General features: G+C 60.7%; 15 protein-coding genes and 2 tRNA genes. 7 read left to right on the top strand and 10 right to left on the bottom strand.

Features of this window, described 5'->3' with window-relative positions:
* From G5229_RS06880 to pncC, 8 genes are all read right to left on the bottom strand, one after another.
* Nucleotides 1-77, bottom strand: a tRNA-Arg gene (locus G5229_RS06880).
* Nucleotides 78-80: 3 nt separating this feature from the next.
* A tRNA-Ser gene (locus G5229_RS06885) sits at nt 81-173 on the bottom strand.
* 213 nt (nt 174-386) lie between these two features.
* Nucleotides 387-575 (bottom strand): carbon storage regulator CsrA, encoded by a 189-nt coding sequence (csrA, locus tag G5229_RS06890; protein ID WP_005336053.1) that lies wholly within the window; start codon nt 573-575, stop codon nt 387-389.
* A gap of 103 nt (nt 576-678) precedes the next feature.
* Nucleotides 679-1,917 (bottom strand): aspartate kinase, encoded by a 1,239-nt coding sequence (locus G5229_RS06895; RefSeq protein WP_111809428.1) that lies wholly within the window; start codon nt 1,915-1,917, stop codon nt 679-681.
* Nucleotides 1,918-1,933: 16 nt separating this feature from the next.
* The gene (gene alaS / locus G5229_RS06900) at nt 1,934-4,558 is read right to left on the bottom strand and encodes an alanine--tRNA ligase (RefSeq protein ID WP_265061649.1); all 2,625 of its coding nucleotides are present in this window, start codon (nt 4,556-4,558) and stop codon (nt 1,934-1,936) included.
* Between the two features lie 295 nt (nt 4,559-4,853).
* The gene (locus tag G5229_RS06905; RefSeq protein ID WP_421208936.1) at nt 4,854-5,363 is read right to left on the bottom strand and encodes a regulatory protein RecX; all 510 of its coding nucleotides are present in this window, start codon (nt 5,361-5,363) and stop codon (nt 4,854-4,856) included.
* A gap of 44 nt (nt 5,364-5,407) precedes the next feature.
* Nucleotides 5,408-6,472 (bottom strand): recombinase RecA, encoded by a 1,065-nt coding sequence (gene recA, locus G5229_RS06910; RefSeq protein ID WP_040068994.1) that lies wholly within the window; start codon nt 6,470-6,472, stop codon nt 5,408-5,410.
* 80 nt (nt 6,473-6,552) lie between these two features.
* Nucleotides 6,553-7,044 carry a nicotinamide-nucleotide amidase gene (pncC, locus tag G5229_RS06915; protein ID WP_216949740.1) on the bottom strand — a complete coding sequence of 164 codons (492 nt, stop codon included), beginning with the start codon at nt 7,042-7,044 and terminating at the stop codon, nt 6,553-6,555.
* Nucleotides 7,045-7,294: 250 nt separating this feature from the next.
* Between pncC and mutS the strand changes: the two genes are divergently transcribed.
* Nucleotides 7,295-9,886 (top strand): DNA mismatch repair protein MutS, encoded by a 2,592-nt coding sequence (mutS, locus tag G5229_RS06920; RefSeq protein WP_421208854.1) that lies wholly within the window; start codon nt 7,295-7,297, stop codon nt 9,884-9,886.
* A 104-nt stretch (nt 9,887-9,990) separates the two neighbouring features.
* On the opposite strand, the gene ydiK is transcribed toward mutS, so the two are convergent.
* Nucleotides 9,991-11,082 carry an AI-2E family transporter YdiK gene (gene ydiK / locus G5229_RS06925; protein ID WP_216952793.1) on the bottom strand — a complete coding sequence of 364 codons (1,092 nt, stop codon included), beginning with the start codon at nt 11,080-11,082 and terminating at the stop codon, nt 9,991-9,993.
* Nucleotides 11,079-12,467, bottom strand: coding sequence for a phosphatase PAP2 family protein (locus tag G5229_RS06930; RefSeq protein WP_421208855.1), 1,389 nt, complete (start codon nt 12,465-12,467; stop codon nt 11,079-11,081). The genes ydiK and G5229_RS06930 overlap by 4 nt, the downstream gene beginning before the upstream one ends.
* Nucleotides 12,468-12,652: 185 nt before the next feature.
* Between G5229_RS06930 and G5229_RS06935 the strand changes: the two genes are divergently transcribed.
* The 6 genes from G5229_RS06935 (at nt 12,653) to G5229_RS06960 (ending at nt 19,123) form a co-directional block, all read left to right on the top strand.
* Entirely contained in the window at nt 12,653-13,033 is a 381-nt protein-coding gene (locus tag G5229_RS06935; RefSeq protein ID WP_005340143.1) for a hypothetical protein, read from the top strand.
* Between the two features lie 254 nt (nt 13,034-13,287).
* Nucleotides 13,288-13,686 carry a ribosome-associated heat shock protein Hsp15 gene (gene hslR / locus G5229_RS06940; RefSeq protein WP_216952790.1) on the top strand — a complete coding sequence of 133 codons (399 nt, stop codon included), beginning with the start codon at nt 13,288-13,290 and terminating at the stop codon, nt 13,684-13,686.
* An 83-nt stretch (nt 13,687-13,769) separates the two neighbouring features.
* Nucleotides 13,770-14,654, top strand: coding sequence for an Hsp33 family molecular chaperone HslO (gene hslO, locus G5229_RS06945; protein ID WP_421208937.1), 885 nt, complete (start codon nt 13,770-13,772; stop codon nt 14,652-14,654).
* Between the two features lie 149 nt (nt 14,655-14,803).
* Entirely contained in the window at nt 14,804-16,429 is a 1,626-nt protein-coding gene (gene pckA / locus G5229_RS06950; protein ID WP_421208856.1) for a phosphoenolpyruvate carboxykinase (ATP), read from the top strand.
* Between the two features lie 192 nt (nt 16,430-16,621).
* Complete coding sequence (locus G5229_RS06955; protein ID WP_005340138.1) at nt 16,622-17,287, top strand: GntR family transcriptional regulator; 666 nt, start codon at nt 16,622-16,624, stop codon at nt 17,285-17,287.
* Nucleotides 17,288-17,320: 33 nt separating this feature from the next.
* Nucleotides 17,321-19,123, top strand: coding sequence for an aminopeptidase P family protein (locus tag G5229_RS06960; RefSeq protein ID WP_421208857.1), 1,803 nt, complete (start codon nt 17,321-17,323; stop codon nt 19,121-19,123).
* The last annotated feature ends 53 nt before the right edge of the window (nt 19,124-19,176 follow it).

Below are 19,176 nucleotides of genomic sequence, written 5' to 3' on the forward strand. Positions count from 1 at the left end.
TGGTGCGCCCGAGAGGATTCGAACCTCTGACCACCTGGTTCGTAGCCAGGTACTCTATCCAGCTGAGCTACGGGCGCAAATGGCGGAGAAGGGGGGATTCGAACCCCCGATGCGGGTATAAGCCGCATACTCCCTTAGCAGGGGAGCGCCTTCAGCCTCTCGGCCACCTCTCCGTTTGCGGGGCTGATAATACTTCACAGGGATTTTTAGTCAAACACTTTTTTGGAGAAAAAAGTGCGTTCGCTCAGCATTTGGTCAAAGCGTGGAATATTCAAACAATATCGGCACTTATCCCGCAGTTTCGCGCCCTGCAGGGCAATTTCAGGGGGCCGGAAAAACAAAAGGCGACACATGAGGTGTCGCCTTGTCACAGCCATGAAAGTGGCTTAGAAGCCCGGTTGGCCCGGAACTTTCTCGGCCTGGATGCGCTGGTAGATCTCTTCGCGGTGTACGGAGACCTCTTTCGGCGCGTTAACACCGATACGGACCTGGTTACCTTTAACGCCCAGTACGGTGACAGTCACTTCATCACCAATCATCAGGGTTTCCCCTACACGACGAGTCAAAATAAGCATTCGCTTGCTCCTGTATCCTGTTTTGTTTTTATATCGATATGCGACATTATCTTACAAAGATACCGATATGGTAAATGGTTGAAACTAAATCAATCAGCGATTGTTAGCCCAAAGGCTGCTCTTGGGGCGCTTGATCCAATCCAAAAGCGGCGTGCAGGGCCCGCACCGCCAGCTCCAGATACTTCTCGTCAATCACCACCGAGATTTTGATTTCAGAGGTAGAAATCAACTGCATGTTGATCCCCTCCTCGCCCAATACCTTGAACATGGTGCGCGCAACACCGGGATGGTTCCACATGCCGACACCGACAATGGAGACCTTGGCAATCTCGCCATTCCCCTGCACGCAGGAGGCTCCCAGCTCAGTGGCGGTCTCCTCCAGCAGTGCCCGGGCACGGCGATAGTCGTCACGATTCACCGTGAAGGTGAAGTCGGCGGTGCCATCTCCCAGGGTGTTCTGCACAATCATGTCGACATCAATGTTGGCGTCGCTGATCGGATTCAGGATCTGCGCGGCAACGGTTGGTCGGTCCGGCACGCCCAGAATGGTCAGGCTGGCCTCGTTGCGGTTAAAAGCGATCCCGGATACCAAGGGAGCTTCCATCCTATCACCTCCATATGTGATTAAGGTTCCCTCTCCATCGATAAAGCTCGACAGCACCCGCAGCGGGACGCGGTACTTGCCCGCAAACTCCACCGAGCGGATCTGCAACACCTTGGCGCCGAGACTGGCCATCTCCAGCATCTCCTCGAAGGTGATGGTGTCGAGACGACGCGCCTTGGGCTCGATGCGCGGATCCGTGGTGTATACCCCATCCACATCGGTAAAGATCTGGCACTCATCGGCCTTGATGGCCGCCGCCACGGCAACCGCCGTGGTATCCGAACCGCCGCGGCCCAAGGTTGTGATGGCGTTATGCTCGTCACGGCCCTGGAAACCGGCGATCACCACCACCTTGCCCGCAGCCAGTTCGGCCTGAACCAGCTCGGTGTCGATGTGGGTGATGCGCGCCTTGCCATAGGCGGAATCGGTGTGAATCCGTACCTGATCACCGGTCATTGAGACCGCAGGACAACCGCGTTTGTTCAACGCGATGGCCAGCAGCGCTATGGTGACCTGCTCACCGGTGGAGACCAGTACATCCATCTCCCGCCGGTTGGCATCAGGATCCAGCTGCTGGGCCATGCCCAGCAACCGGTTGGTTTCGCCCGACATGGCGGAGACAACCACCACCACGTCGTGTCCCTGGGCGCGGGTCTGCTCGACCCGCTCAGCTACCGCCTCGATCCGCTCCAGTGTGCCGACCGAGGTGCCGCCGTACTTCTGTACATAGAGTGCCACAGATCACCTCGCCCGATTACAGGCGCTCTTCCAGCCAGGAGTGAACGGATTGCAGCGCTGCCGGCACCGCCTCAGGCTGGGTACCACCCGCCTGTGCCATGTCCGGACGGCCACCGCCCTTGCCACCCACCTGCTGGGCAACCAGATTGACCAGCTCACCGGCCTTGACCTTGCCGGTCAGGTCGTTGGTGACACCGGCGATCAGGTTGACCTTGCCGTCAGCACAGGTTGCCAGCAGCACGACACCGGACTTCATCTGGTTCTTCAGCTCGTCCAGCATGCCGCGCAGGGATTTCGGATCGGCCCCTTCCAGCGCTGCAACCAGCACCTTCTGACCGTTGATCTCGATCACCTGACCCAGCAGGTCGTTACCGGCCTGAGCAGCCAGCTTGGCCTTGAGCTGCTCCAGCTCGCGCTCCATCATCTTGGCCTTGTCCAGCACCTGGCGAACCTTGTCGGCGATGCAGAACTGGTCACCTTTCACCAGTGCAGCAGCCTCTTCGATCTGCTCGCCAACCTGATGCATGAAGTCGATGGCCGCTTTGCCGGTCACTGCTTCGATACGGCGCACGCCAGCAGCGATACCGCTCTCAGCGATGATCTTGAAGAAGCCGATATCACCGGTGCGCTTGGCGTGAGTACCGCCGCACAGCTCGGTGGAGTAGTCGCCCATGCGCACCACGCGCACGTCGTCTTCATATTTTTCACCAAACAGCGCCATGGCACCGGCGGACTTGGCCGCTTCCAGATCCATCAGCTGGGTGGTGATTTCGTGGTTGGCGCGGATCTGGTTGTTGACCAGCTCCTCGACCCGGCGAATGGTCGCCATGGTCAGCCCCTCGAAGTGGGAGAAGTCGAAACGCATGCGCTCGGCTCCAACCAGAGAACCTTTCTGGGTGACATGCTCGCCCAGTGCCTGACGCAGGGCAGCGTGCAGCAGGTGAGTTACGGAGTGGTTCAGGGCGATGGCCTGACGACGGTCAGCGTCAACCACGGCTTCCACTTCGGCGTCCTTCTCCAGGGTCCCCAGCTCCATGTAGCCCTTGTGGATGATCGCCTTACCCGCTTTCAGAGTGTCGGTCACGGCAAAGATACCGTCGTCTACTTTCAGGGTACCGCTGTCGCCAATCTGGCCGCCGGACTCGGCGTAGAAGGGGGTCTCTTCCAGCACGATGACCGCTTCGTCACCAGCGATGAGACCGCTCACCTCTTCCACACCCTTGTAGATACCGACCACGCGAGTGCGCTCGGTCAGGGTCTTGTAACCGGTGAAGGGGGTCTCGAAGTCGAGCTTGAGCATCTCGTTGTAGTTCACGCCGAAGCTGGAGGCCTCTTTGGCACGAGCACGCTGCTTCTCCATCTCGGCCTTGAAGCCCTCTTCGTCGATGCCGATCTCGCGCTCGCGCACCACGTCGGCAGTCAGGTCGGCCGGGAAGCCGTAAGTGTCGTAGAGCTTGAAGACCACTTCGCCCGGAATAACCTTGGCATCGCCCAGGTTGTCCAGAGCATCTTCCAGCAGCAGCAGACCGCGATCCAGGGTGCGGACGAACTGCTCCTCTTCGATGCGCAGCACTCGCTCGACCAGCGGCAGCTGGGCGATCAGCTCGGCAGCGACGTCTTTCATCTGCACCGCCAGCTCGGCAGCCAGTTTGTAGAAGAAGACATCGGTAGCGCCCAGCTTGCGACCGTGACGCACGGCGCGGCGGATGATGCGACGCAACACATAGCCACGACCTTCGTTGGACGGCATCACGCCATCTGCCACCAGGAAGGCGCAGGAGCGGATGTGGTCAGCGATGACGCGCAGGGACTGGTTGCTCAGATCGGTGGTGCCGACAATCTCGGCCGCTTTCTTGATCAGCGCCTGGAAGATGTCGATTTCATAGTTGGAGTGCACACCCTGCATGATGGCGGAGATACGCTCCAGACCCATGCCGGTATCCACGGACGGACGGGGCAGCGGCTCCATGGTGCCGTCAGCCTGACGGTTGAACTGCATGAACACCACGTTCCAGATCTCGATGAAACGGTCGCCATCCTCTTCCGGTGAGCCGGGACGGCCACCCCAGATGTGATCGCCGTGGTCGTAGAAGATCTCGGTGCAGGGACCGCACGGACCGGTATCGCCCATCGCCCAGAAGTTGTCGGAGGCATACGGCGCGCCCTTGTTGTCACCGATGCGTACGATGCGATCGGCCGGCACACCGACCTCTTTTTCCCAGATGTCGAAAGCTTCATCGTCAGTCGCGTAGACGGTCACCAGCAGGCGCTCTTTCGGCAGCTGCAGCACCTCGGTCAGGAAACCCCATGCAAACTTGATGGCATCCTGTTTGAAGTAGTCGCCGAAGCTGAAGTTGCCCAGCATTTCGAAGAAGGTGTGGTGACGAGCGGTATAGCCGACGTTTTCCAGATCGTTGTGCTTACCACCGGCACGCACGCAACGCTGGGAAGTCGTCGCGCGATTGTAGGCACGCTTGTCTGCGCCAAGGAACACATCCTTGAACTGGTTCATACCCGCGTTGGTAAACAACAGGGTCGGGTCGTTATGCGGTACCAGCGAGCTGGAGGAGACAACCTGGTGCCCCTGGGAACGGAAATACTCGAGAAACGCAGCGCGAATCTCTGACGTGGACATATACATGGAAAATCCTGCTTGATTCGAATACGGACTTTTAACCGCATTAATGTAAGTTTTCTGCGGGGTAAAGTAAAACGGACAGGGCCGCCACGGGCGAAAAAGCGCACATAAACGGGCCAGAAAAGAGCGCCACTGCTCACAGTGGCTTTTTCCACCGTCGAGAGGCAAAAAAGCCGCGCACAAAGAGGGATGAGATGAACAAAAGACGGTTTTTTCGGAATTGCGCTCGCAACCTACTGAGCCGGCAGGAAAAACCTGCCACAAGGAGAGGTAAGACGACTGTTGCCACGCAGTGGCGTTACTCCTCCCGCTCCTGCAGGGCAGAGATAGCGTAACGTGCCTGATCCTGGGTAAAACCGCGCCCCAGCAGATATTTGAGCCACTTCATCCGCAGCTTGAAATCCGCCAGATCGGCCACCCGGGCGCGCCGTTCGAGCAGGGCAAACGCCAGTTCGAACCAGTCCAGCTCCGGCTGATCGAATGCGGCATCAATCTGCATATCGTCGAGTCCCTTGCGGCGCAGATCGAAGCGGATCTTGATGGGGCCATGCCCCTTGGCGGCACCGGCCCGTACTGCCATACCGCCGTAACGCTCGTCATTGACCCAGTTGTAACCGCGGCAGTGGTCGACCACCGCCTCGATCACCTCTTCATTGAAGCCCTGCTGGCGCAGCCGGTTGGCCAGCTCTGACTCGGCACTCTCGCGGCGGGCCAGGCTGCGCATGGCAAAGGCGCGGGCGGCGGTAAGCTGCTCTGCAAAGGTCGGTTCGGCAGGCTCGACCGGTTCGGTAACGGATTCATCAACCATCATAAATAACAAGGCCGGGTATCTACCCGGCCTTCCTTTGTTCCTTATTCGAACTCTTGTTCGCTTTCGGCATCGAACTCTTCTGCCTCAACCGGTGCAGCCTTGTCATCGACAGGTACGGCACCGGAGAGCAGCAGCTCGCGCAGACGAGCCTCCACTTCACCAGCCATCACCTTGTTCTCGGCGAACAGCTTCATGACGTTGGCCTTGCCCTGACCGATCTTCTCACCGTTGTAGCTGTACCAGGCACCGGCCTTGTCGATCAGCTTGTGCTTGACACCGAGATCCACCAGCTCGCCCTCTTTGGAGATACCGGCGCCGTAGAAGATCTGGAATTCAGCCTGCTTGAAGGGCGGGGCCACCTTGTTCTTGACCACTTTGACGCGGGTCTCGTTACCGACCACTTCGTCGCCTTCCTTGATGGCGCCGATACGACGGATATCCAGACGCACGGAGGCGTAGAACTTGAGCGCGTTACCACCGGTAGTGGTCTCCGGGCTACCGAACATGACGCCGATCTTCATCCGGATCTGGTTGATGAAGATGCACAGGCAGTTGGCGTTCTTGATGTTGGCAGTCAGCTTGCGCAGTGCCTGGGACATCAAACGGGCCTGCAGGCCAACGTGGGAATCCCCCATCTCCCCTTCGATTTCCGCTTTCGGGGTCAGGGCCGCCACGGAGTCGACGATGATGACGTCAACCGCGTTGGAGCGAACCAGCATGTCGCAGATCTCCAGCGCCTGTTCACCGGTATCCGGCTGAGAGATCAGCAGGTCGTCGACGTTGACGCCCAGCTTGGCAGCATAGATAGGGTCGAGGGCGTGTTCCGCATCGACGAAGGCACAGGTTTTGCCTTTCTTCTGGGCTTCCGCGATCACCTGCAGGGTAAGGGTGGTTTTACCGGAAGATTCCGGGCCGTAGATTTCGACGATACGGCCACACGGCAGACCGCCGATCCCCAGAGCCACGTCCAGCGAGAGGGAACCGGTAGAGATGGCTTCGATATCCATGGTCTTGCTGTCGCCCAGACGCATGATGGAACCTTTGCCGAACTGCTTTTCAATCTGACCCAGCGCAGCCGCCAGTGCCTTCTGTTTGTTCTGATCCATGCCAATCTCCGCTGGAAATCGTGAGTAAGAAGTGAAGTTGGGCTAAGTATACTGTCTATTCATACAGTATCAAGCCCAATTTATCTGAGCAGGGCCAACAGACCCGACAAGGCCTGTCTCACCGCCTGCTGGCGTACCTGTCGGCGATCTCCGTCGAAGCGGGCCAGCAGGGAGTGGTGACGACCATTGCGGTCGGCCCAGGCGAACCAGACGGTGCCGACCGGCTTGCCTTCGGTGGCGCCGCCGGGGCCGGCGATGCCGCTGATGGCAACGCTGATGGAGGCAGACGAGTGCGCCAGCGCGCCGCGGGCCATCTCCAGCACCACCGCCTCGCTCACCGCGCCGTGCCGCTCAAGGCTCTCGCTGCTCACCCCCAACATCTGCTGTTTGGCCTCGTTGGTGTAGGTGACAAATCCGCGATCGAACCAGCCGGAGCTACCCGCGATGTCGGTGATGGCCGTAGCCACCCCACCGCCGGTACAGGATTCGGCGGTCGCCGCCAGCCAGCCCCGTTGACCGAGGGCCCGTCCCAGCTCGATGGCAAGGTGCTCTATCTCTGCATCCAGTTTCATCACGACTCCTTCTGATCCGCTCAAGAGGCACATTATGCGATCCCGCTAGCGCCGCCCGCAACCACGGCAGACCGCCCTTGCCTGCCGCAATGTGAGGTACCGCACCGGAGCCATGCCTTCAATAGTGCAGAACAACCGCGCCCGGAACACCCGCTCCCCCGCCGCGGCGCTTATGTGTAGAATGGCGCCATCAAGCTCAAGGCTCATCACCGCAGACACCGGCCCGCAGAGGCCCCTTCTGGAACAGAACATGACCGCACAACACCAAGCCAGCGGCGCCACAAGCTCCGCTCCCGGCGCCAATCTGAGCGCCCACACGCCCATGATGCAGCAGTACCTTGGCCTCAAGGCCGAGAACCCGGAGATCCTGCTGTTCTACCGGATGGGCGACTTCTACGAGCTGTTCTATGACGATGCCCGCAAGGCCTCTCAGCTGCTCGACATCTCCCTGACCAAGCGCGGCCAGTCGGCGGGCAGCCCCATCCCGATGGCGGGGGTGCCCTATCACGCTATCGAAGGGTATCTGGCCAAATTGGTGCAGCTCGGCGAGTCGGCCGCCATCTGCGAACAGGTGGGGGATCCCGCCACCAGCAAGGGGCCTGTGGAGCGCAAGGTCATTCGCATCATCACCCCGGGTACCGTCTCCGACGAGGCTTTGCTCAGCGAGCGACAGGACAACCTGATCGCCGCCGTCTATCACGATGGCCGCCGCTTCGGTTACGGCACCATGGACATCGGCTCCGGCCGCTTCTTCATCAACCAGTTCGAGAAAGAAGAGACCTTGCTGGCAGAGCTGCAGCGCACCAATCCGGCCGAACTGCTCTACCCGGAATCGTTCGAGTTCCTGCACCATATAGAGGGTCGCCGCGGCCTGCGTCGCCGCCCGGAGTGGGAGTTTGAGCTGGGCACCGCCCGCAAACTGCTCTGCCAGCAGTTCGGCACCCAGGATCTGGTGGGATTTGGCGTCGACAAGAGCGAGACCGCCCTGTGCGCCGCTGGTTGTCTGATGCAGTACGTAAAGGACACCCAGCGCACCGCCCTGCCCCACATCCGCAGCGTGCGCCTGGAGCAGCCGGATCACGCGGTCATCATGGATGCCGCCACCCGCCGCAATCTGGAGCTGACCCAGAATCTGGCCGGTGGCTACGAAAATACCCTGGCCGAGGTGCTGGATCGCACCGCCACCCCCATGGGCAGCCGCCTGCTCAAGCGCTGGATCCACCAGCCGATCCGCGATCGGGTGATCCTGAAAGGTCGCCAGAGCACCATCCATACGCTCATCGAGCAGAACCTCTACGACGAGTTGGGCAACCTGCTGCGTCAGGTGGGTGATGTGGAGCGGGTGCTGGCCCGTCTCGCCCTGCGCTCGGCCCGCCCGCGCGACCTCACCCGCCTGCGTCAGGCCTTCGCCCAGTTACCCGAGTTGCAGCGCCTGCTGGCGGACAACGAGCACGAAGCGGTGCAACAACTGGCCGAGCGGGCCAGCACCTTCCCCGAGCTGCTCGACCTGCTGGAGCGCGCGGTGATGGAGGTGCCGCCGGTGCTGATCCGCGATGGCGGCGTTATCCGTGATGGCTTCAATCAGGAGCTGGACGAGCTACGGGATCTCGCCAACGGCGCCACCGCCAGCCTCGCCCGCATCGAAGAGCGGGAAAAACTGCTGACCGGCATCAACACCCTCAAGGTGGGTTACAACAAGGTGCACGGCTTCTATATCGAGGTGAGCCGCGCCAACAGCCATCTGGTGCCGGCCCACTACATCCGCCGCCAGACCCTCAAGAACAACGAACGCTACATCATCGATGAGCTGAAGAAATACGAGGACAAGGTACTCACCGCCCAGTCCCAGGCGCTGGCGCTGGAGAAACGGCTCTACGAAGAGCTGCTCGATGCCCTGCTGCCGCATCTGGGCGATCTGCAGGATTCTGCCGCCGCACTGGCGGAGCTGGACGTGCTGGCCAACCTGGCCGAGCGGGCCGAGACCCTCGACTACCGCTGCCCGACCCTCATCGATGAGGATCAGATCCTGATCGAAGCGGGCCGCCATCCGGTGGTTGAGCAGGTGATGACAGATCCCTTTATCGCCAACCCTATCCGGCTGGAGCGGGAGCGGCGGATGCTGATCATCACGGGTCCCAACATGGGCGGTAAATCCACCTATATGCGCCAGACCGCGCTGATCGTGCTGCTGGCCCATATCGGCGCCTTCGTCCCCGCCGACAGCGCCCGCATCGGCCCCATCGACCGCATCTTCACCCGCATCGGGGCATCGGACGATCTCGCCTCCGGCCGCTCCACCTTTATGGTGGAGATGACCGAGACCGCCAACATCCTCAACAACGCCACCGCCCGCAGTCTGGTGCTGATGGACGAAATTGGCCGCGGCACCAGCACCTACGACGGCCTCTCGCTGGCGTGGGCCTGTGCCGAACAGCTGGCGAGCAAGATTGGCGCCTACACCCTGTTTGCCACCCACTACTTCGAGCTGACCCGCTTGCCGGAGCTGATGGAAGGGCTGGCCAACGTCCACCTCGATGCGGTGGAGCACGGCGACACCATCGCCTTTATGCACGCGGTGCAGGAAGGGGCGGCCAGCCGCTCCTACGGTCTGCAAGTGGCGGCGCTGGCCGGGGTGCCGAAATCGGTGATCCAGCAGGCCCGCCACAAGCTGCATGAGCTGGAGAGCGCCACTCCGGTCGCCGCCGGTGAAAGCCGCCCGGCACCGGTGGCCCTCGCCCCGCAGCCTCATCCGGTGGTGGAAGAGCTGGAAGCGCTGCGCCCCGACGAGCTCACCCCCCGTCAGGCCCTCGACCTGCTCTATCGCCTCAAGCAGATGCTGTGAACAACCGCTGCGGCTCAGGTATGAAACAACTGGCCTGACGCTGTCATCATCAACAAAAGAGCCGCCCATCGGGCGGCTCTTTGCATCGTCTTTTTATAGAACCGTCAATCTATACTGGGCGCTGCCGCGATATGGGTCGCCTCTGACTGGTGGTCACCCTCCTTGATCCAGGCATCCAGCAAGGTATAAGCCACAGCCAGCACCACGGGGCCGATAAACAGACCGATGATCCCCATCGCCAGCAGGCCGCCGATAACCCCCACCAGAATGAGAATGAGGGGCAGATTGGCACCGCGTTTGATCAGGAAGGGACGCAGGAAGTTGTCCATGGTGCCGGCGATCAGCGACCAGACCAGCAGGAAGGTGCCCCAGGTAGTATCACCGCTCCAGTAGAGATAACCGACACAGGAGATCAGCACCGGAAAGGGACCTATCTGGGCGACGATGAGCAGGAACATTACCACCACCAGAACCATGGTGTAGGGGATGCCAGCGATCCACAGCCCCACCCCGGCCACCGAGGATTGCACCAGCGCAGTGACCACCACCCCCATGGCCACGGCACGGATCGCCTGGGAAGCCAGCACGGTCGCATTGTCACCGCGATCCCCGGCCAGCCGGTGGGCAAAGCGGCGAATGCCGGTCGCCACCACTTCACCGGAGTGATAGAGCAGACCACAGATACCGACCGTCAGCAGGAAGTGGACCAGCAGCATGCCCAGATTACCGGCCTGAGCAGCCAGCCAGCGCGCCGTCTGACCGAAGTAGGGCGCCAGCTTGGCAAACAGCACCTGACCACCGCTCGCCAGAATCTGCTGCCAGAAGTCATAGAGCTTGCCGCCCACCAGCGGGATCTGCTGCAACCAGAGCAGCTCGGGCGGAGGCGACTGGCTGATATTGGTCCCCAGTTCGATCAGCATGGGGGCTTTCTCCGCCACATTGGCCAGTGTCATAAAGAGCGGAATGACAAACATCAGCAATAGCACCAGGCTCATAAAGAGAGCGGCCAGCGCACGCTTGCCCCACAGCAACCGCTGCACCATCAACATCAGTGGCCAGGTAGCGATGGTGATCATGGTGGCCCACACCAGTGCGGGCAGGAAGGGGCGCAGCACCATAAAGCAGGAGATGATCAGGAGGCTGAGAAACAGCACCCCCAGGGTTATCTTGGCCAAATCCACTTTTTTCATATTCATAGAGTTCCCCTTGCAGGGCGTCCGCCCCTGGGTCGTGAGTCTTGTTTCAAGAGAGAGAGTATCCACCAGAGACCGACGCTCAACCAGAGCCCCAGCCCGAAAAAGAGCACAAACTGTCCGAGCAGTATGATCAACGAGCTACTGGTCAGCAGCGGCAACAGCCACAGGCCGGCACCGATCAGCAAGCCGCCCGCCAGCACGACGCCCCCTGTAAGCAGCGGGGGATAACCAGCACGAACGAGCGCAGCCTTTCCCCCGAGCCAGAGGCCCAGCGCTACCAGCCCGATACCGGCCAGATGGGCCGATTGGGTCAGCCCCCCGAGCGCCAGTGCAGATGCAATCAGCAGCAGCCAAGCCGCCGAATACCTGTCGGCACGCCAGCAGGGGCGAGCGGCCAGCAGCAAGGCGCCAATCAGCAGCCCCGCCGCCACATCGGAGATAAAGTGCACCCCGAGCCAGACCCGCGCCAGACCGGTGGTAAGCGCCAGCAACAGGGCCAGCGAGAGCGCCCGCCAGCGGTGGGTCGGCCAGAGCCAGCCAAGCAGCGCGCCCCAGAACAGCAGGGCCGAGGCGGTATGGCCGCTCGGCATGCCAAAGCCCTGGGCGCTCTGGGTTGCCAGCAGCGGTTGCAGATGGAAGGGACGCGGCCAGCCGATCCCCTCCTTGCTCACCTGCACCAGCAGCCCGAGCCAGAGCATGGCAAAGAGCAGCTGACGCAGCCGCGGCCACCCCAGCAGCGGGAGCAGCAAAGGTATCAGGGCAAGCTGAAAGCCGCCTGAACCAAACAGATTGCTGACCGACAGCCACCAGACATCGGGCCCCAGCCACTGCTGCAGGCGCAGCATCAGCGGGATCTCAACCTGATGCTGCGCATTGCCCTGCGCCACAAAATCGGCCTGCCAGTGCACCTCGCTCTCGGGCACCTTATCCAGTCGAGATTGCAGCCAGTCGAGCTGATCCGGGAAGCGGCGCTGCTCGCGGGGCAACTTGTCCACCGCGATCAAGCGGGCGTTGAGGAGCTCGCCCCCCAGATTGGGGGCCTTCAGGATGGAGACAAATGCGGTGCCTTGCTGGGCGACGGTAGGCTCAAGGGTGCGGCAGGCAAAGAGCTGCGCTTTCTGCCAGCGGCCAAGATCCGCGACGATTTCCCCGCGCAGTCCGGTCTCTTCATACAGCTCGCGCAGCGCCGCCTGCTCGGGGCGCTCGTCGCCATCTATGTAACCGCCGCTCAGGCTGTAGCGGGAGGAGATGCGATCCTGCACCAGCAGCAGTTGATTCTGATGGCGGATGGCGCAGGCGGCTGCCGTAGGGCCAGCCGGTTCGGCACTCAGGGCTGGCAGAGCGGCAAACAGCGCCAGCAAGAGTAAAAAGAGGGTTCTCGACATCAATTTGCTTTCCCTATGCACAATGGCGACAAGCCTCCCAGAAATCAGATAGTTGGGCAATGCTGGCGGCCTGTTCAGCGCTGAACCGGCCATGATGGCCACACCGGGAAGATTGCGATGAGCGAGGGCACTCCCTACTATTGGCGGCTATCTTCAATTTCATGCAGCAACTGCTGGAGCCCTCCATGAGACAGTTCGGCTTTTTCCTCGGCATCGCTATCGGTGTCATCCTGATCCTGTTCGGCAGCATCGTCATCTTCCAGGCGCTCCCTGCCGCACTGGATGTGCTGGAGATGCCAAGCCGTATCCCGTTCGTGCGCGAGGTCTACACCTGGCTGATGACCAGCGCCAACGGCCTCACCGCCCAGCTGGAGCAGAACTTCCTGGAGGCCTTCCAGACCGTACTCAAGCTGATCCTGCTCATCACCTTCATGTGGGTATGCGTCAAGCTGGTCAACATGGGGGTGCTGATTATCCGCGCCGGGGTTGATCTCATCCGCACCGCCATCGCCCACAGCGAAGGCCCCCACGACCAGAAGAAGCCGGATCAGCACGATCACTTCTGACTCTGACATGATCGATGGATGTGAGCGCTGCCGCCCCCAACAGGGGCGGCAGTGTTATATGCGCGGTATGAAGGCCCTCCCTGCCCCATGAATACCCGATAAACCAGCGCCATTCCCTTGTTAATCAGCAAACTGCCCATATGTTGCATCACCTTGACATGGTTTGTGCCCCGCACGGCGGTTGCCCGGTTTCTATCCCGCCCCCGGGCTCTGGTATAATCGACCGCCTCTTTTCCCCGTTATGGAGCCTGTTCATGGCCAATCATCCGGAAAGCGCCCTTGAGGTTCGTCTCGACAAGTGGTTGTGGGCGGCCCGTTTCTACAAGACCCGCTCGCTGGCGCGGGATCAGATTGACGGCGGCAAGGTGCACTACAATGGTCAGCGCAGCAAACCGGGCAAACAGGTGGAAGTGGGTGCGCTGATCCGCTTCTGGCAGGGGCAGGATGAGCGGGAAGTGCGGGTGCTGGCCTTGAGCGATCAGCGCAAATCGGCACCGCTCGCCCAGCAGCTCTATGAAGAGACCGCCGAAAGCTTGAAAAAACGGGCTGAAAACAGCGAGGCACGCCGTTTCAACAGCCAGTTTGCCCCAAGCCCCGAGCGCCGCCCCGACAAGCAGGAGCGGCGTCAGCTGCTCAAGGTCAAGCAGTACTGACCGACCCCGATTTGATAGCGCAGTGACGGCCACAGGCGGTCACTGCGTCCGATTTACCTCACCGAAGAACTCAGGAATATATGATGAGCAACCAAGATCTGCTGTATCGCTATCTGTTTGAAGAGTACGAAGTACGTGGCGAGCTGGTCCAGCTGGATCACACCTACCGCCACGTGGTGGAAGCCCAGAACTACCCGGTGCAGGTGCAAAAGCTGCTGGGCGAGCTGCTGGTCGCCACCAGCCTGCTGACCGCTACCCTCAAGTTTGAAGGCTCCATCACCGTACAGCTGCAGGGCGATGGCCCGGTGCGTCTGGCCGTGATCAACGGTGACAACAACCAGCAGTTGCGCGGCGTGGCACGCTATGAGGGCGAGCTGCCGAGCGACGACAAACTGCAGAGCCTGATCGGCAACGGCCAACTGGTCATCACCATCACGCCGAAACAGGGCGAACGCTATCAGGGCATCATCGCGCTGGACGCCGACACCCTGGCTGGCTGTCTGGAGCACTACTTCGCCCAGTCCGAACAGCTGGCGACCAAGCTGTGGATCCGTACCGGTTACCATGAAGGGAAACCCCGCGCCGCCGGCATCATGCTGCAGGAGCTGCCCGCCCAGAGCGAGGATCACAGCGACGACTTCGAGCACCTGACCCAGCTCACCAGCACCATCAAGGATGAAGAGCTGTTTGGTCTGGAAGCCGAAGAGATCCTCTACCGTCTCTACCATCAGGACAAGGTGCGGGTGTTCGATCCGCAGGCGGTCGAGTTCCGCTGCACCTGCTCCCGCGAGCGCTGCGAAGGGGCCCTGCTGCAGATAGAAAAGGAAGAGGTGATGGATATGGTGCAGGAGCTCGGCAAGATCGACATGCACTGTGATTATTGCGGCGCCCAGTACCAATTTAATGGGATCGATGTCGAAACCCTGTTCAGCAGGGCTCCCGGCAATGATGCAAACAAGTTACACTAATTAAAGGCGGGCAAAACCCGCCTTTAACTTTAATAACAAAAAAATACCCTATTTTATAAAGTTTGATGGCGATCGCTAAACTCTACCACCTAAGTGATAGGATGAACGTCAGATAGAACCCTACCAACCTCTGAACCCAGGAGAATACAATGACAATCGTGGCAGAACCCACCCTGGCCCAACAATTAGGACTGGACCAGTACGGCATCAAAAACAGCCAGGAAATCGTTCGCAACCCCTCTTACGAGCAGCTTTTCGCTGAAGAGACTCGCCCTGACCTGGAAGGGTTCGAGCGCGGTGTGGTGACCGAGCTGGGCGCAGTCAACGTCAACACCGGTATCTTCACCGGTCGCTCCCCGAAAGATAAATATATCGTCAAAGATGCCACTACCCAGGATACTGTATGGTGGTCTGACCAGGGTAAAAACGATAACAAAGCGATTACCCCGGAAGTGTGGTCACATCTGAAAGGGCTGGTCACCAAACAGCTCTCCGGCAAGCGCCTGTTTGTAGTCGACGGTTTCTGCGGTGCCAACCCGGATACCCGCCTGGCCGTGCGCATCATCACCGAGGTGGCCTGGCAGGCACACTTCGTGAAAAACATGTTCATCCGCCCGAGTGATGAAGAGCTGAAAACCTTCAAGCCTGACTTCGTGGTGATGAACGGTGCCAAGTGCACCAACCCGAACTGGAAGGAGCAGGGTCTCAACTCCGAGAACTTTGTTGCCTTCAACATGACCGAGAAGATGCAGCTCATCGGTGGCACCTGGTACGGTGGCGAGATGAAGAAGGGCATGTTCTCCATGATGAACTACTTCCTGCCCCTGCGCGGCATTGCCTCCATGCACTGCTCCGCCAACGTGGGTCAGGACGGCGACGTCGCCATCTTCTTCGGCCTCTCCGGCACCGGCAAGACCACCCTCTCCACCGATCCCAAGCGTCAGCTGATCGGCGATGACGAGCACGGCTGGGATGACCACGGCGTGTTCAACTTCGAAGGGGGCTGCTACGCCAAGACCATCAAGCTCTCCGAAGAGGCCGAGCCGGACATCTACCACGCTATCCGTCGCGATGCGCTGCTGGAGAACGTGACCGTTGCTGCCGATGGCACCATCGACTTCGATGATGGCTCCCGTACCGAGAACACCCGCGTCTCCTACCCCATCTATCACATCGACAACATCGTCAAGCCGGTCTCCAAGGCTGGTCACGCCACCAAGGTGATCTTCCTGACTGCCGACGCCTTCGGCGTGCTGCCCCCGGTCTCCAAACTGACCAAGGAGCAGACCAAGTACCACTTCCTGTCTGGCTTCACCGCCAAACTGGCCGGTACCGAGCGCGGCATCACAGAGCCGACCCCGACCTTCTCCTCCTGCTTCGGCGCAGCCTTCCTCTCCCTGCATCCGACCAAGTACGGCCAGGAGCTGGTGAAACGGATGGAAGCGGCAGGTGCAGAAGCCTATCTGGTCAACACCGGCTGGAATGGCACCGGCAAGCGCATCTCCATCAAGGATACCCGCGCCATCATCGACGCCATCCTGGATGGCTCCATCGAGAAAGCCGAGACCAAGGTGCTGCCGATCTTCAATCTGGAGATCCCGACCGCGCTGCACGATGTGAACCCGGCGATCCTCGACCCGCGCGACACTTACGCCAACAAGGCCGAGTGGGATGCCAAGGCCGTCGATCTGGCAGGGCGTTTCATCAAGAACTTCGAGCGCTTCACCGACAATGAAGAGGGCAAGCGTCTGGTTGCTGCAGGTCCGCAGCTGTAACAGGCTCGCTTCGTATCAGTGACATCATGCCGGTCAGCCACGCTGACCGGCATTTTTGTTTTTGTGGAGCCCCGAACGCCGCCAACCACGCAGCAACAGCCCCCTAAACCTTGCCTTGCCAGCCCTGACGGGGTAGATTCAGCCAAACTTTATACAATATACAATTTTGTAACGCCCAATCGTGACCCGACCATGACCCCACCCTACAAGACCCGAACCCAGATGGTGATGGAAAACCTCCGTGGCCGGATCCTCCGTGGGGAGTTCCCCGCCGGCGCCCCCTTGCGTCAGGACGCCATTGCCAAAGAGCTGGCGGTGAGCCGCATTCCGGTGCGGGAAGCCCTGATGCAGCTGGAGGCGCAGGGGCTGGTGAAGTTCGAAGCCCATCGCGGCGCCGTGGTCACCATGCTGGACGCCTCGGCCATTGAAGAGCTCTTTTATTTGCGAGCGCTGCTGGAAGCCGATACCCTGTTTCACGCCGTCGACAAGATGACGGAAGCCACCTTCGCGCAAGCGGAGGCGATCCTCGCCCAGTTTGATCACGCCCTGGAGTCAGGCACCCAGATCGAACATTGGGCCGAGTTGAACCACAGCTTTCACGCCACCCTCTATCAGGCAGCTGGTCGCCCCCAGGCACTTGAACTGATCGCCCAGATCAATCTGAGCTGTGACCGCTATGTCCGCTTCGAGCTGCTGTTTGCCAGCGACGGCGTGGACAAGGCGGAGCGTGAACACGCCCAATTGCTGGAACTGTGCCGCGCCCGGCGCAAGCACGAGGCGGTGGTGCTGCTCAGGCAGCATATCGAAGCGGCAGGTCAGTCGATCAAGCGGATCCTGGCCAGCGGCCATAAAAACTGAACACTCATATAGCAACCATCTGGCACTAACGACATGAATAATTTCGAGATAATTGAAACCCGCGTCGCCCAAGTCAGGGCCGAGCTGGCCATGCAGGAGTTGGACGCCTTTATCGTCCCCCACGATGATGAGCACCTCGGCGAGTACATCCCCGCCTATGCCGAGCGGCTTGACTGGCTCACCGGTTTCAACGGCTCTGCCGGCGTCGCCATCATCATGGCCCAGCGGGCAGCCCTCTTTGTCGATGGTCGCTATACGGTGCAGGCGCGGATGCAAACTCCCGCCGAACTGTTCGAATTCCTCCACCTCATTGAAAATCCCCATGTACAGTGGCTGGCCGAGCAGCTGCCGTCAGGCTCCCGGGTTGGCTTCGATGCCCGTCTGCACAGCCTGACCTGGTACAAGAATGCCAAGGCCGTGCTGGCCGACCGCGGTATCGAGCTGATCCGCGTCGAGCAGAACCCTATCGACCTGAACTGGAGCGATCGCCCGGAGCCGACCAAGAGCCCGGTCATCCTCTACAGCGAGGAGCTGGCGGGCCAGTCCAGCCAGTCCAAACGTGAACAGCTGGCGGCCGACCTGCGCAAGCGCGGGCTGGATGCCGTGCTGCTGACCCAGGCCGAGCCCATCAACTGGCTGCTCAACCTGCGTGGCCGCGACATCGACCGGCTGCCGGTGGTGCTGGGCTTTGCGGTGCTCTACGCCAACACCAGCATGGATTTCTTCGTCGATACCGACAAGATTGACTGCTTCGCCTTCACCCAACACGTGGGGCAGGATGTCTCCGTCTACCCCATCGACAAGCTGGGCGACGTGTTGCAGCGCATCGGTGAAGATCAGCAGAAGGTGCTGGCCGATCCGGACAGCGCCAACGCCTGGACCCAGCTCGTCATGGAAGAGGCGGGTGCCATTCTGGTGGCAGGGCAAGACCCCACCATGCTGCCGAAAGCGTGCAAAAACGAGATCGAGCTGACCGGTATGCGTGCCGCTCACCTGCGTGATGGCGTGGCCATGACCCGCTTCCTTGCCTGGCTGGATCGGCTGGTCGCCTCCGGCGAGTTCAAGGGGGTGGATGAAGGCACCCTGGCCGATCAGGTGGAAGCGTTCCGCCGCGAGCAGGAGCACTACGTCGAGCCGAGCTTCGATACCATCTCCGCGCTCGGCCCCAACGCCGCCATGTGCCACTACCACCACACCAACGGCACCCCGCGTGCGTTTGGTCAGGACAGCCTTTATCTGCTGGACTCCGGCGCCCAGTATATGGATGGCACCACCGACATCACCCGCACCATCAAGGTGGGTGAGGTGAGCGACGAGCAGAAAGCGATGTTTACCCGGGTGCTGCAGGGCCATATCGCGCTGGATCAAGCCCGCTTTCCCCGTGGCACCGCCGGTATTCAGCTCGACGTGCTGGCCCGCATGCCGCTGTGGCAAGCCGGTTACAACTATGACCACGGCACCGGCCACGGCGTCGGCCACTTCCTGAGTGTCCACGAAGGGCCCCAGCGCATCGCGCCGAAAGGGAGCATGGTCGCCCTGCAACCGGGCATGGTGCTCTCCAACGAGCCGGGTTACTACCGCGAAGATGGCTTCGGCATCCGCTGCGAAAACCTGGTGGTGGTGACCGAGCTGGAACAGGTTGGCGAGCTACCGATGCTGGGCTTCGAGCGCCTGACCTACGTGCCGTTCGATACCCGCCTGATCGACCGCAGCCTGCTGAGCCCGGCCGAATTCCGCTGGATCAACGAATACCATGTCGAGGTGTTCCGCCGCCTGAGCCCGCTGCTCGAGGGCGAAGATCTCGCCTGGCTGGAGCAGGCAACCAGCCTCATCTGATGACACAGGGCCTGCGGGCCCTGTTTTTTATCCCCCCTTTTGACCTGTATCAA

Origin of the sequence: Aeromonas sp. 602396 (assembly GCF_049173735.1) — a bacterium.
GTDB classification, from domain to species: domain Bacteria; phylum Pseudomonadota; class Gammaproteobacteria; order Enterobacterales; family Aeromonadaceae; genus Aeromonas; species Aeromonas veronii_A.